At 64.4% G+C, this 13415-nt stretch carries 11 protein-coding genes and 2 pseudogenes; 8 read left to right on the top strand and 5 right to left on the bottom strand.

All coding sequences use genetic code 11. The features are described 5' to 3' along the window. Position 1: 1 nt before the first annotated feature. Positions 2 to 1978 carry an FUSC family protein gene (locus ACQY4S_RS19900; RefSeq protein WP_428486948.1) on the bottom strand — a complete coding sequence of 659 codons (1977 nt, stop codon included), beginning with the start codon at positions 1976 to 1978 and terminating at the stop codon, positions 2 to 4. Between the two features lie 272 nt (positions 1979 to 2250). Further along, positions 2251 to 3114: a MurR/RpiR family transcriptional regulator gene (locus ACQY4S_RS19895; protein WP_428486947.1), complete on the bottom strand. Its 864-nt coding sequence runs from the start codon at positions 3112 to 3114 to the stop codon at positions 2251 to 2253. A 79-nt stretch (positions 3115 to 3193) separates the two neighbouring features. On the opposite strand from ACQY4S_RS19895, the gene ACQY4S_RS19890 reads away from it, so the two are divergent. Together ACQY4S_RS19890 and ACQY4S_RS19885 are read left to right on the top strand one after the other, a co-directional pair. Further along, positions 3194 to 3973 (top strand): COG4280 domain-containing protein, encoded by a 780-nt coding sequence (locus tag ACQY4S_RS19890; protein WP_428486946.1) that lies wholly within the window; start codon positions 3194 to 3196, stop codon positions 3971 to 3973. Between the two features lie 12 nt (positions 3974 to 3985). Beyond that, entirely contained in the window at positions 3986 to 4192 is a 207-nt protein-coding gene (locus ACQY4S_RS19885; protein WP_428486945.1) for a hypothetical protein, read from the top strand. Between the two features lie 269 nt (positions 4193 to 4461). Here the strand turns inward: ACQY4S_RS19885 and ACQY4S_RS19880 are convergent, their stop codons facing one another. From ACQY4S_RS19880 to ACQY4S_RS19870, 3 genes and pseudogenes are all read right to left on the bottom strand, one after another. Beyond that, positions 4462 to 5487, bottom strand: a complete 1026-nt coding sequence (locus tag ACQY4S_RS19880; RefSeq protein WP_428486944.1) for a CobW family GTP-binding protein — start codon at positions 5485 to 5487, stop codon at positions 4462 to 4464. Then, positions 5480 to 5893 (bottom strand): phosphoribosyl-AMP cyclohydrolase, encoded by a 414-nt coding sequence (gene hisI / locus ACQY4S_RS19875; protein WP_428486943.1) that lies wholly within the window; start codon positions 5891 to 5893, stop codon positions 5480 to 5482. The genes ACQY4S_RS19880 and hisI overlap by 8 nt, the downstream gene beginning before the upstream one ends. Before the next feature lie 130 nt (positions 5894 to 6023). Next, positions 6024 to 7415: pseudogene (locus ACQY4S_RS19870) on the bottom strand (DUF2254 domain-containing protein). 564 nt (positions 7416 to 7979) lie between these two features. Here ACQY4S_RS19870 and cax point away from each other — a divergent pair. The 6 genes and pseudogenes from cax to ACQY4S_RS19840 all read left to right on the top strand — a co-directional run bounded on the left by cax (position 7980) and on the right by ACQY4S_RS19840 (position 13400). Continuing rightward, on the top strand, positions 7980 to 9041 hold the full coding sequence (gene cax / locus ACQY4S_RS19865) for a calcium/proton exchanger (protein ID WP_428486942.1): 1062 nt from the start codon (positions 7980 to 7982) through the stop codon (positions 9039 to 9041). Positions 9042 to 9295: 254 nt separating this feature from the next. Next, complete coding sequence (locus ACQY4S_RS19860; protein WP_428486941.1) at positions 9296 to 10066, top strand: hypothetical protein; 771 nt, start codon at positions 9296 to 9298, stop codon at positions 10064 to 10066. Beyond that, entirely contained in the window at positions 10059 to 11429 is a 1371-nt protein-coding gene (locus ACQY4S_RS19855) for an LLM class flavin-dependent oxidoreductase (RefSeq protein ID WP_428486940.1), read from the top strand. Before ACQY4S_RS19860 ends, ACQY4S_RS19855 begins: the two co-directional genes overlap by 8 nt. 244 nt (positions 11430 to 11673) lie before the next feature. Next, positions 11674 to 12603 carry a catechol 1,2-dioxygenase gene (gene catA / locus ACQY4S_RS19850; RefSeq protein WP_428486939.1) on the top strand — a complete coding sequence of 310 codons (930 nt, stop codon included), beginning with the start codon at positions 11674 to 11676 and terminating at the stop codon, positions 12601 to 12603. A 73-nt stretch (positions 12604 to 12676) separates the two neighbouring features. After that, positions 12677 to 13003, top strand: a pseudogene (locus ACQY4S_RS19845) (substrate-binding domain-containing protein); the annotation flags it as partial. A 34-nt stretch (positions 13004 to 13037) separates the two neighbouring features. Then, positions 13038 to 13400, top strand: a complete 363-nt coding sequence (locus ACQY4S_RS19840) for a molybdate ABC transporter substrate-binding protein (protein ID WP_428486938.1) — start codon at positions 13038 to 13040, stop codon at positions 13398 to 13400. Positions 13401 to 13415 lie beyond the last annotated feature (15 nt).

Genomic DNA, 13415 nt, shown 5'->3' with positions numbered 1-13415 from the left:
TTCAATCCCCCAGCACGGCGTAGTGCGACAGGGCACGATGCTCACGCTCAAGCAACAGTTTGACGCCATACAGGCCGGAGGCGCCGCGTAGCACCTCATCCGGACTGATCGATGCCCGCGGATGCGCCAGCAGGACACGCGCGGCGTGCTCCAATGCTTCTGGCACGGCGGTTGTCAGGGCCTCACGTCCGATCTGGACCGCCTGTGCCAGCTCGGGCGCGGCCAGATAAGAATTCATCATGCCCGACCAGGCGCGGCGCAGCGCCACGTCGAGATCACAGAAAATGTAGATGCGGCTCAGGACGGCGCGGCGCGCGGGATACGGACTGCCGATCCAGATGAGTGCCTGAGACAGCCGATCGGCGTTGCGCGATAATAGAGCTGGCTGATCCAGTGGCCGGCCGCGGCGCAGGGTGTGACGCAGCGATCGCCGGGTTGAATTCGTCAGGCGGAACAGGCGCCGGCGCGGCGAGACCGGCAGCACCAGGCGGAAGGTGATCATGACAAACACGGTGGTGAGCCCGAGTTCGACAACCTCATTCAAGAATGTTATAAGATCGAAACCTTGTGTGTTCGATGGTCCCAGCAAGAGGGTCAGATACAGCAGGAGCGGGGGCCCAAAGTTTGCAGTACGTGGATGCCGCGCCGCAAGGGCCAGTAAAAAAGCCGAGCCACCGACCACGATCGCAAATGGCACGAAACCCGATGCCGAAGGCAGCAGCAGATAGTCGATCAGTGCAGCCATGAGCACCGGGACGGGGAGACCAATAAGGAAACCTTTCGCGGCAGCCGACGGATTGGGCTGGAAGCCCAGCAATGCGGTGATGGCGGATTGCTGCACCAGAAGCAGCGTCGAACCTGGATACCCCGCGTAGATACAGAAGGTCGCGCCAAGACCGACGGCGATCATGGTGCGGATGGCATTCAGCAGCGCGCCGACATAGTCGTTGTGGCTGCCGAGCGTGACCCTCGGCGGCGCGTTGTCCATCTGGCCGGTCAAGGCGGCGGTCAACCCGGCGCGTGCGGTGCGGTGTTCGGCGGCCAGTGACCAAGCGCGCTCGATCAGCAGTGCGTCGAGCGGCTCGGGGGGAAGCTGCCCGGGTATGGGCATCGGACCGTCCTCTCGAATCGCGGACGAAATCGCGTCCAAATAGGCGCGGGTCGCGGGGGCGATGCCATCGGAAGCAGGCAGCGACAAGGTACGCGCGATCGCGCGGCTCGCCGCCAGCATGGCCAGCAGTGCGGCGATCACGGCGGCCATGGCCGCGTTGCGCCGGCGCCCGTCCGGAAGCTCGGCGGAGCCATATGTCGCCTCGGTCCGGAAGGCGAGCACTTCGGCTGCCTTTCGGGCGCAGGTCTCGTCGTCCGCCATCATCCTGCCGCTCAGGGCGTCAAGCGCGATCTGTCGCATCGCCTCAAGATGTTGCCTGAGATGCATCAATGCGTTCGCCTGAGCGGTATTGGCGCCGAAAACGGTGTTGACCACAGCCACGCAGAGGATGCCGATGACAATCGCGGCGACGCGGTCGAGCGTGCTGAGCAACGCTCCGCTGAGGTCATCGATCCCGGAAATGTCGATGATCGCGACCGTGTACCCGGCGAGGACCGCGCCATAGGCTCGAAAGTCCCGCAGCAGCGAGCCCACGAAGGTGCAGGCGCCAAGCCAGAGCGCGAAGGCGGTCAAAAGCATGATCCGGTCCTGCGGGAAGGCGCTGGCGAAAACCAGCGCCATCAGGCCTCCAGCAATCGTTCCGATGAAGCGGTAGAAGGCTTTGTTGAGCGCCATGCCTGGCGAAGCCTGAATGACGATGGCGACGCACACGCCGGCGCTGGATGCGCTGCTGAGCTGGATCCAGAAGCTGATCAGGTAGGCGAGCAACAGCGCCAAGGCAAAGCGGAACGCGAAGCCCACGGCATCCGGCATGAAGCCGGGTAGAACGAGCAGTGGTCCGGCTTGAGGAAGCGCTTGATCCGACATGCTGGTCCTGGCTTCCTTCTCAAGCGCCGTTAAAGACCATAGAGTGTCCGGCTGGCGGTGCGCGAGCTGCCCAACACAAAGCGAATGGTTACATCCTTATGTGTCTGCCTGAACGCGAGGATCTCTTCAACGAGCTGAACAAGTTGCCGTCCCCCGGTCACCGCGCTCGTGATAGTGCCGTCGGTTGGAAAGCAACAAGCCGCGCCGGAGAACGACGAAAGGGATGCCGGCAGCGGAGGAACCGAACGTTCGACCACGCATAAAAAGATACCTCAGCCTCCGCGGATGGCACCGCGCAACCGATGCAGGCGCTCAAGCGTCGCGACCGCAGTGCTCTTGCTGGCGGCGGCAAGGCCGAGCACAAGCGCTTCCAGGCAGACCAGGGTGGCGCCATGCAGCGCGACCCGCTCGGCGCGGCCACGGCGCGCCGGCAAGACGACCTTCGCAAAGCGCGCGAGCTTTGGGTCGAGGCTGTCGGTAACCAGTACAATAGGCAGGTCAAGGTGCTTGGCCTCGGCAAAGACCGCGACGACTTCGCGATAAGCTCGGCCATAGGCCAAAATCAGCAGTGCGTCGCCAGCGCGCAGGTCCAGCAACTGGTCGGCCAGCATGGCGCCGGTCACGGTCAGGTTCAGGCTCCGCCGCCCGGCGCGGCTCAGCAGCATGGCCACATAGCCGGCGAGCGCCGCCGATGGTCCGATGCCGAAAATCGCGATTCGCGACGCGGGATGGAGCGCCGAGACCGCAGCGATGATCCGCGCTCGCGCGTCAGGCTGGCGAAGCTGCGCAAGAGCCTCTTCATGCGCCTCGAACACCAGTTCAACCGCTCGGCTAGTGTTCTCGCCGACATCGCCAAGCGTGCGACGCATATCATCCGCAAGGGTGGTCGGTCTTTCGACCGAGGCGAGCAGGGCCTGCTTGAGCGCACCCAAACCGGCGAAGCCAAGCGCCTGCACGGTCCTGACCACCGTTGCGTCCGACGTCCCGGCTCCGGCGGCGAGATCCATGGCCGAACTGGCCAGCACCGCCGCACGATTGGCGTTAATATAGCGGGCCACGCGGCGGCTGGCCGGCGACAGCGAGTCGCCCAGGATCGCCAGCCGCTGGCCAAAGAGATCTTCGATGCCCGTCTCCATCACGCTGTAGTGGACACTTTATAACTCTCCGGTTTCTGTGGCATTCGCTACAAGCAGGTGCCTTCATATGGGGTATCACATGGTTGATCTTGCCTGGGCCCATGCCGGGCCATCGATCCTAGCAGCCTTCCTCGCCTCGACGGTCGAGTTCGTCGAGGCGCTGACCGTTATCCTCGCGGTCGGCAGCGTCCGGAACTGGCGTGACACGTTGCTGGGTGCCGCCGTCGCGCTTGGCGTGCTCCTGCTCCTCGTTTCGATATTCGGCACCGCGCTGGCTAGCGTCCCGCTCGACGTTATTCAGCTCGCGGTGGGGGCACTGCTGCTGCTGTTTGGCCTGCGCTGGTTGCGCAAGGCAATCCTGCGGTCTGCCGGCGTTATTCCGCTGCATGACGAAGCGGCGGTGTTCGCCAAGCAGATCGAGGCGATGCGCGGCCATGGCAATACCAACGGCAGCATTGCCAAGGGCTGGGACCGGATCGCCTTCGGGGCGGCATTCCAGATCACCATGCTGGAGGGCACCGAGGTCGTGTTCATTGTGATTGCGATTGGCGCGGGCGGCACCGGCCTGCTGCTGCCGGCAAGCCTCGGCGCGCTTACGGCGCTGCTGATTGTGATGATATTGGGCCTGGTGGTCCACCGGCCATTGTCTCGTGTTCCTGAGAACAGCCTCAAATTCATCGTCGGCGTGCTGCTTTCGGCGTTCGGCAGCTTCTGGTTTGGCGAAGGGATCGGCGTGGCCTGGCCGGGATCGGACTGGTCGATCCTGGCTCTCATCGTCGGCTTCCTCGCTGTTGCCTTGCTGGCGGTTCCGCTTTGCCGGATGCGGCCCGGGCGAGGCGGCGCGGGGGTCAGAGTGTAGTGAGGAGCGGACATGGCTTTAATCAGGACGGTCCTGAACGAGGTGTTCGGGTTATTTGTGGATGACGGCAGCCTTGCTGGCGCTATCGTGGCTTGGCTGCTGCTCGTTGCTGTGCTGCTACCCATGTTGGGCGTAGCGCCGAATTGGACCGGCATCATTCTGTTTGTTGGCCTGGTCGTAATTCTGCTGGAAAACACAATCAGGCGGGCGCGGCAATAGGGATATAGGCATAGATAATACCGTCCCTGCTTGCGGGGGACGATATCATCCGTGTGACGACCGGTGTCGGGCGATGCGGCAAACGCTCGCTTGGTTGGGATATACGGGGATCGCAGCTAGAAATGAACGCTGTTGCCGGTCGTCACATGCCGGTCCGGTATCTGGTCCGCCGTAGCGCATCTCGGCCGGCAGTGTCTCGTATTGGCCAAGCGAGGCGCTTGCTGATGCGCCTACCTGACGAACTGCATCGGATCAACCTGTGCCTGCCTCTAAGCATGATCCCGCCCCGGCATCACCGCGGCAGCCCGGAAAGCACGCAGTCCATTCTCGACCACCGCGCGAGGGAGATCGTGGGTGATGAACACCAGCCGGCTGGTTCGTCGATCACCTAACGGCCACGCGTTGAGTTTCGTCGGTGGATGGATCAGGTGCCGGACCACGTGGATCGCCACCGGGCGGTCCTCATCCTCCAGGTTAAGGATGCCCTTGATCCGTAGCAGGTGCTCGCCCTGGGAGGCTACCAGCATCTCGAGCCACATCGCCAGGCCGGCCCAGTGCAGGGGTTCATCGAAGGTCAGGCAGAAAGCTTCAGTTCCGGCGTCATGCCGGTTGGGATCGTGGTAATGATGCTGTTCCGCATCCGCGAACGCGGCCGCATCTAGCCAGCCGTGCACATCAGGTATTTTACTTGCCGCATCAAACAGGCCAGCGTTCAGGATGGCAGCCGCGTCGATCGCGCCTTGCGTGGCTTCCCTTACGCGGACACCAGGGTTCAAGGTCCGCAGGCGGGCTCGCAGCGGTGCGGGGTCGGCTAGGTCGGTTTTCGTGATCACAATCCGGTCGGCGACCGCCACCTGGCGCACCGCTTCCGCCTGCGTGTCCAGATGCGCGAGACCGTTCACCGCATCGACCACCGTGACGATGCCGTCAAGCCGGTAGGCCGAGGCGGCGACGGGATCGGTCATCAAGGTCGTCAGGATCGGCATCGGGTCGGCTAGGCCGGTGGTTTCAATAATGATGCGGCTGATTTCGTCGCGGCGGGCGCGCGGCAGCATTTCCCGCAGCACCCGTGCCAGGTCACCGCGGATGGTGCAGCACAGGCAGCCGGCGTTCAGCAGCACGGTGGTATTGTCGAGGGTTTCCACCAGCAGGTGGTCCAGCCCAATCTCACCGAACTCGTTCACCAGCACGGCGGTGCGGGCGAGACCCGGCTGGCGCAGCAGATGGTTCAGCAGCGTGGTCTTGCCGGCACCCAGGAAGCCGGTCAGCACGGTCACTGGCGTGGTCTCAGCCATGCTTATGGCCGTACAGCAGGTCAGGGGAAACCTGCGGCGCGGCGATCTCCCGCAGGGCGCCGTCGCGGGCGGAGCGGAAGAAGCAGGTGCGCCGGCCGGTGTGGCAGGCGACGCCATCCTGGTGGACCAGCAGCAGCAGGGTATCACCGTCGCAATCGACACGGAGTTCCCGCAGGTGCTGCGTTTGACCGGAAGTCTCTCCCTTGCGCCACAGCTTGCCGCGGCTGCGGCTAAAGTAGCAGACCTGGCCTGTGGCGAGGGTTTCGCGCACCGCGTCGGCGTTCATCCAGGCCATCATCAGGACGTCTTTGGTGTCGTGCTGCTGCGCGATCGCCGGAACCAAGCCATTGGTGTCGAAGCGGATCGCTGCCAGGACGGCATCAGGGTGCGTGGCATTCTTGATCATCGACGATATCTAGGTGTTCGGCGTGGCCGCCGCCATGGTGGACTGCCCAGGAGGCGAATACTGGTCTTCCTTCGTGCAGAGACATTGCCGAGCCGAGCGGATGGCGTGATCGCTGCGCGTTGACCAATGGTCAATTTATCAGCGTGCTGAAGTAGGCGACGGCGCCGCACTGCCGCATCGCCTCGAAACCGGAATAACGCGTGCGGACGTCAGCCAGGTCGTCGGGATTGGAGATGTCGCGCTCCGCATCGGCCAGAACCAGGCAGGCATGGCGCCGCAGCGTCGCGACTCGACGCGTTTCATGCTCACAGCTTACCGCGGCAATCAGCACCTCCAGCAGCCGCATCAGCACCGCCGCCGTGCCAGCCGCGTTCTGTCGGATCATGTGAAACATTCCGTCCACCAGGCCATCATAGTCTACCGTCGGCACGACCAGCACGGGGCGGCCGTTCCTGAGCAGGATGCCAGACGTGAGGTAGACCGGCACAATGTCGCACAACGCGGTGCCGAGGCGGTCCAACACCGTCATCGCCGTGTGCGGGTCGTTGATCCCCGGCGACAGCGCCCGCACCGCCACTTCCACCAGTTGACGGATGGCGAACTCGAGGTCGGCCGAGCTTACCCGCGTCAACCCGAGCGCCGTCGCATCCTGAATGGCGGTCTGGGCGCCCTCGACCGCCGGGCAGATCAGCGCGATCGGGGCACCAGGAAACACATAGTCGCCAGGCCGGACCAGCAGCCGCACCGCAGTGCCCTTCGCGGCGGCCTAGTCGGCCAGGGTCTCCGCATCCAGTTGCTGCAGATAGCCACGCCGGATGCCGACCACCGGCACCGCGTCGTGCCAACTGATGGTCGTGGGCGCTGGCGGCGGTGGCTGGCTGACCGTCAACCGCTGGATCGCAGAACAAACGTCGTTGCCGACCAGGTCAATCACGGTATCAACACTGATACGCCCTGCCATATGGCCGACGAACAGCACCAGTGTGATGACACAGACCAAGGCCAGCAGGATGCCGACGCTCAGGGAGAGATGTGGAACGAACTCTCCCTCGCTATGGGTGCGGACGCTGCGTAATAGCATAAGTACGTAGGAAAAGGTGCCGAGGAAGGTCCCCAGGGTAAGCTGGTTACCGCGATCGCGGGTGAAGTTGCGTAGCAGCCGCGGCCCCATCTGGCCGGCAGCCAAGGACAATGCGGCGATGGTTATCGAGAATACAGTGCCCGCCACGCCGATGGTGGACGACGCCACTGAGCCTAGCAAGGTGCGAGCTCCCGTGGCTCCGCCGTTATAGAGCCAGCGACTGTTGATGAGCCATGCCGGCACCGCGCCACTGCGGTCGGTTTCGATAAGGCCGACAGCCAGCACGATGCCGGCTGCCACCATGACGGCGGGCAGCAGCCAGAAGGTTTCGCCAAGGTCGCTGAAAAGCTTGCGTAGACGCGCGTTCACAAGAATCTCAATCAGACGATGAGCCGTGCGAAGGTCGGTACATGGACCGGCCGCTGGTGTCGCGACAACCATCTGACGCCGCATTCTCCGGACCGGCTGTCGTCCACTGCTCGTTCATAGGTAACGCAGCTGCCATCCGAAGCAGCCCGCGTGGGCAGACGCCGATGGATGACCGGTGTGTTTGAGCGGCATCCGGTTTGGAAGACCTTCATGTGCCGAGACTACCCGGCCAATGTGGACAGGAACGTATACTTCAGGTCCTGCTCCATCCCAGGTTCGTGATCGTGCGCCGGTCATATCAGTGACATGCTGGCGGCGTGCATATCTGTCGGCGTGCCGAGAGGGACTGCCCCCGGCTCCTCATTTCAATCGGGCATGCTGTATGGTCATCCTGCTTCCCTGTCTACCTGGCGGGTTCTGCCTGGTCGACCCCGCTATCGGCCTGCCGCAGGGCCGGCGGCATGAAAATCCTGTTAGCAGTCGGCTTCGGCCGACAGGCGCAGCCGTAGCGCCTATCGACGCCGCGAAAAACCCGCCCTGGCCTGTCGCTCGTTTCGCCGCAGCGCCTCCGGTCGTCGCACACCGCGCGACCGGCACGATGCATCCGGTCAGTTTCGGCGAACGGGGTGCGGCCCGGTGATCCGGCTGGCCCTGCTTGCCCTGGTGCCGATCGCCCCGCTACTGCATTACGCGCTGGGCCTGGCACCGATCTGGGTGTTCCTGTCCGGCATCCTCGGCGTCGGCGTGCTGGCTGATTGGGTACGGGCCGCAACCGAGCAGCTTGCCAAGCATACCGGCCCGGCGGTCGGCGGTTTGCTGACGATCAGCCTGGGCAGTCTGGCGGAACTGATGCTGGCCCTGTTCGTGGTGGCGCAGGGCGAGGCCGAGGTGGTGCACGCACAGATCACCGGGTCCATCATCGGCACCAGCCTGCTCGGCCTGGGACTCGCGATCGTCGCCGGCGGCGTCTCACGCGAGCGACAGACGTTCAAGCGGGAGCGTGCGGGTTTGCTGTCCACCCTGCTGTTCCTGGCGGTGATCGCGCTGCTGCTGCCGGCGATCTTCGACTTCACCGAGCGCAGCGTCGTCCGCGCCGATAACGTGCGTGTCAGCGATGAAGCACTGAGCCTGGTGGTTTCGGGTGTGCTGCTGCTGCTCTACGCGGCCAACCTGATCTATACGCTGGTAACCCATCGCGACGTGTTCGCGACCGAGGCGGAACACGCGGACGCGCCGGCCTGGTCGCTATTGCTGTGCCTCGGCGTGCTGATCGCCGCAACACTTGGCGCGGCGCTGGAGAGCGAGCTGATCTCCGCCGCGTTGACGGAAGCGGCGAGCACCTTGCACCTGTCGCCAATCTTCCTCGGCGTCATCGTGCTGGCGCTGGTCGGAACGGTGTCCGACCTGTTCTCCGCCGTGTGGTTCGCGCGTCAGGATAGGATGGGGCTGGTCATGAGCATCTGCATTGGGTCAGCGATCCAGGTGGCCCTAGTGGTGGCGCCGCTGCTGGTGATCCTGTCCTGGTTGATCGGCAGCCCGATGACGTTGGTATTCAAGGACCCACTTGACCTGTTCGCCATCACCGCAACGGTGTTCATCGTTAACGTGATCACCAGCGACGGCGAGACGACGTGGTTTGAAGGCGTATTGCTGATCGGCGTCTACGTCGTGATGGGAATGGCTTTCTTCTTCGCATGACCATCGGAACAGGTAATCCAATCCATTCTACGGCCGTGGTGCCGCGCGATCAGCTTTCGCAAGTGCATGCGCTGAAGGTCCGTCATGGTCGAAAATCGCAGGCACATCGACTTGTTTGTGGCAGGAATGGCCTGCTTCGTCCGTCGCGGAACTCTGGATGGACCCGATTGGCCAAACCGTCGTGGTTTGACCTGGACACGTCCTGTGCCAAGCTTCGCTTCCGCCGACCGCTACGCCCGCAAGGAGGCTTTCCCATGGTCCTCGTCGCCCCGGCCGAAACCGCCCGCGCCAACCGCCGCCGCGGCTCCGCACCCGACGGCGTGACCTTCTGGCACACCCTGTACCTCGGCACGACGCGCTACAACATGGCGCCCGACACGCCTGACCCAGACGCCGAAGCGCTGTTCCCGATGGCCTTCCTGGTCGAGCAGGACCCCGGCAGCACCGCCAACGCACACTACCACCAGCAGGACCAGTTCCAGCTTGTCGTCGGCGGCCACGGCACGCTCGGCTTACACGAAATCCGCCCGGTCACCGTTCACTTTACCGGCGCCCACACCGCGTACGGCCCGATCCGCGCCAGCCAGGACGAGGGCGTCTGGTATTTCACCTTGCGCAATGGCTTCGATCCCGGCGCCCGCTTCATGACCATGCCGCGGAACCGTGTCGCGCTGCGCACCATTCCGGGGCGCCGCCACCGTGAGGCCGTCGCCGGCCCGCTCTCCACCCCGACCTCTCCCACCGAGACGCTGCTCGGCCCCGATCCGGACGGCATGACCGCCTGGCGCTACACGATTGCACCAGGCGAGGCGGTTACCGGCGCCGATCCCGCCGCCGGTCGCGGTCAATACTGGGTTCCAACCGTCGGCAGCCTGACCCACGCCGGCCAGGAACTGCCGAAACTGTCCTGCGCCTTCGTCTATCCTGATGATCCATCGTTCCAGGCCATTGCCGGTCCGGATGGCGCCCAGGTCATCGCCATGCAGTTCCCCCTTCACCGATCATGCCCAGATGATCATGCCTAGACAGATCCGCCTGAACGCCTTTGACATGAACTGCATCGGCCATCAGTCGCCCGGCCTGTGGACCCATCCTGACGACCGCGCCGACAGCTATAACACGTTAGAGTACTGGACCGACCTGGCCCGCACGCTGGAGCGAGGGAAGTTCGACGCGCTGTTCCTGGCTGACGTGCTGGGAATTTACGACGTCTACCAGGGCTCACCGCGCACCGCGCTGGAGCAGGCCGTCCAGGTGCCGGTGAACGATCCGCTCATGGTCGTCCCCGCCATGGCGGCGGTGACCGAGTACCTTGGCTTCGGCATCACCTGCGCGCTGTCCTATGAATTGCCCTATCCATTTGCCCGTCGCATGAGCACGCTGGACCACCTGACCAAGGGCCGCGTCGGCTGGAACATCGTCACCGGCTACCTCGACAGCGCCGCCCGCGGCATGGGGATGCCGCGGCAGGTCGCGCACGACGATCGCTACGACGTGGCCGAGGACTACATGCAGGCGGTCTACAAGCTGTGGGAGGCAAGCTGGGAAGACGGCGCCGTGCTGCGCGAGCGGGCCGGCCGCCGCTTCGCCGATGCCGACAAGATCCATCGCATCCTGCACGAGGGGCCGCACTTCAAGGTGGACGCGATCCACCTGTGCGAGCCGTCACCGCAGCGCACGCCAGTGCTGTTCCAGGCCGGAGCATCGAAACGCGGTCGCGACTTCGCCGCCCGCCATGCCGAGTGTGTGTTCATCAACGGCCCATCAAAGAAAATCGTCGGCGGCATCGTGGCCGACCTGCGCCAGCGTGCCGCCCAGGCCGGGCGGGAGCCGAGCGATCTGGTGATTTTTACCATGATCACGGTGATCACCGACACTACCGGCAAGGCCGCGCGCGACAAGTATCAGGACTACCTTGGCTACGTATCGGAGGAAGGCGCGCTGGCGCTGATGTCCGGCTGGACCGGCGTCGATTTTGGCGCCATGCGGCCCAACGACGTCGTCCGCTTTGACGACAAGGCCAACGCCCAGACCTCTGCGCTGGAGGCTTTCACCACCGCTGACCCGGACCGCGAATGGACCGTTGCGCAGATCGCCCGCCACGCCGCGATTGGCGGCCGCAGCCCGGTGCTGATCGGATCGGCGGCGGAGGTTGCCGAGCAGCTTCGATCCTGGGTGGAGAAAACCGATGTCGACGGATTCAACCTCGCCTATGCGCTGACGCCGGGCAGCTTCGCCGACGTGGCCGACCTGGTGGTGCCCGAACTGCAAACCCGCGGACTGTTCAAGCAAGACTACGCGCCAGGGACGTTGCGGGAAAAGCTGTTCGGCCGCGGCCCGCGCCTGCCGGGAAGCCACCCGGCGGCAGCGGTGCGGCGGACGTCTTGAACCACTGGGTGCCGCTCGCCGTACCGCATTTCGACACCGACTCTTCGCGCGACCCCCTTTGGCGCGACCTTGCCAGTAGACGACATCAGCAGGGCATCCGCGCCTGTGCGTGGATTATAGCCCCAGTGTGGGCGTAGGGAGAACAACGTGGTAATATCAACCGGCGAACGAAGTGACACATCGGCGGCGCCCTTGCGGCTGGCAACGCGGAAATGAGACAAAACGCAAATAATCGAGGAAACACATGCCCGAATCCCTGTTGAACACCCAGGACGTGAAAGACCTGCTGGCCAAGGTCGGCGGCCTCGGCAACGAAAACGGTGATGCGCGCATGAAGCACATCGTCCACCGCGTGGTCTCCGACCTGTGCCGTGTGATCGAGGACTTCGATGTGCAGCCCGACGAGTTCTGGTCCGCCGTCAGCTACCTGACGGCGGTCGGTCAAGCGGGCGAGGCCGGCCTGCTGGTGCCGAGTCTCGGACTTGAAGCATTCCTCGATTTGCGGATGGATCAGGCGGAGCAGCAAGCCGGCATTGAAGGCGGCACGCCGCGCACGATCGAAGGTCCGTTGTATATCGCCGGCGCCCCGCTCTCAAAAACTGAGGCTCGCCTGGATGAGGCGAATGAACAAGGGGAAGTGCTGTTCATGAATGGCCAGGTCCGCGACATGGACGGCCAGCCGGTCGCTGGCGCCATTGTCGATATCTGGCACGCCAACACGCTGGGCGGCTACTCGTTCTTCGATCCGTCTCAACCGAAATTCAACCTGCGCCGTCGCATCGAAACCGACGCCGAGGGTCGCTACAGCTTCCGCTCCATCCTGCCCGGCGGCTACGGAATGCCGCCCGCTGGTCAAACCCAGAAACTGCTCGATCAGCTCGGTCGTCATGGCCGTCGTCCGGCCCATATCCACTTTTTCGTTTCGGCATCGAATTATCGCAAGCTGACGACGCAGATCAACATCGACGGCGACGCCTATCTGCACGACGACGTTGCCTTCGCCACCCGAAACGACCTGATCCCGCGGATCCGGCGGTCAACCGATCCGGCGGCGATCCGTGCCCGTGGACTGAACGCGCCATTCGCCGAGATCAGCTTCGACTTCGTCTTGCATCGTGAAGCCGCGGCGGCACCGAAGGCAGAGGTTACACGTGCCCACGCCGAAGCCGCCTGATGCGCTAGCCGGCTGCCAACCCGTCGTCGGCGGTGCGGCGCCTTCCGTGATCTGCTGGCTCGTCCTGTGCCTGATGCTGGCCGCGCCCGCTCAGGCAGCGGAGCTGACCGTGCTCAGTGCCGGTGCCATCAACAGCGTCGCCGTCGCCGTGATCCCGGCGTTCCAGTTCAGCACCGGCACCACTGTCATCCGGCGCAACGACACCGTTGGCGGGCTGGTCCGACGGATCACGGACGGCGAGCGGTTCGATGTCGTGCTGATGTCGCCGGCAGGTCTAAATGAACTGGCAAAGGCCGGAAAGATCGTCGCCGGTTCGGCGAAGACGTTGGCCCGGGTCGGCATCGGCGTCGGCGTGAAGACCGGCACGCCGGCGCCCGATATCGGCACTGTCGCGGCCTTCAAGGCGACGCTGCTGAACGCGCGCGCGATCGCCTATGTCGACCCAGCATCCGGCGGCTCCAGCGGCATATATCTGGTATCTGGCGAAGCTGTTCCAGACGATGGGCATCGCCGATGCGATGGCGCCGAAATCCGTGCTGGTGAAAGGCGGCCTTGCCGCCGATACGCTGCTCGATGGCCGAGCCGATCTGGCGTTGCAACAGATCAGCGAGATCATCGCCGTCCCCGGCGTCACCCTGGTCGGCCCGTTGCCGGCCGCGATCCAGTCGCAGACGACCTATGCCGGTGCGATTGCTGCTGATTCGGCGCAGCCGGAGGTGGCCCAGGCATTCCTTGCGACCATGGCCGATCCGGTGGTTCGGCCGGTTCTGGCGGCAAAGGGAATGACACCGCCCTGATCACCAGCCTGCCCG

The sequence above is a fragment of the Rhodopila sp. genome, assembly GCF_965276935.1.
In the GTDB taxonomy this organism is placed as follows: Bacteria; Pseudomonadota; Alphaproteobacteria; order Acetobacterales; family Acetobacteraceae; genus Rhodopila.
The sequence above is the reverse complement of the archived record's forward strand: the minus strand, read 5'-3'. Positions and strand labels throughout refer to the sequence as shown.

What these genes read in the sequence shown, in the direction of transcription:
- ACQY4S_RS19900 (WP_428486948.1), bottom strand. Translation starts at nt 1,978, where the DNA reads ATGTCGGATCAAGCGCTTCCTCAAGCCGGACCACTGCTCGTTCTACCC.
- ACQY4S_RS19895 (WP_428486947.1), bottom strand. Translation starts at nt 3,114, where the DNA reads ATGGAGACGGGCATCGAAGATCTCTTTGGCCAGCGGCTGGCGATCCTG.
- ACQY4S_RS19890 (WP_428486946.1), top strand. Translation starts at nt 3,194, where the DNA reads ATGGTTGATCTTGCCTGGGCCCATGCCGGGCCATCGATCCTAGCAGCC.
- ACQY4S_RS19885 (WP_428486945.1), top strand. Translation starts at nt 3,986, where the DNA reads ATGGCTTTAATCAGGACGGTCCTGAACGAGGTGTTCGGGTTATTTGTG.
- ACQY4S_RS19880 (WP_428486944.1), bottom strand. Translation starts at nt 5,487, where the DNA reads ATGGCTGAGACCACGCCAGTGACCGTGCTGACCGGCTTCCTGGGTGCC.
- hisI (WP_428486943.1), bottom strand. Translation starts at nt 5,893, where the DNA reads ATGATCAAGAATGCCACGCACCCTGATGCCGTCCTGGCAGCGATCCGC.
- ACQY4S_RS19860 (WP_428486941.1), top strand. Translation starts at nt 9,296, where the DNA reads ATGGTCCTCGTCGCCCCGGCCGAAACCGCCCGCGCCAACCGCCGCCGC.
- ACQY4S_RS19855 (WP_428486940.1), top strand. Translation starts at nt 10,059, where the DNA reads ATGCCTAGACAGATCCGCCTGAACGCCTTTGACATGAACTGCATCGGC.
- catA (WP_428486939.1), top strand. Translation starts at nt 11,674, where the DNA reads ATGCCCGAATCCCTGTTGAACACCCAGGACGTGAAAGACCTGCTGGCC.
- ACQY4S_RS19840 (WP_428486938.1), top strand. Translation starts at nt 13,038, where the DNA reads ATGTCGACCCAGCATCCGGCGGCTCCAGCGGCATATATCTGGTATCTG.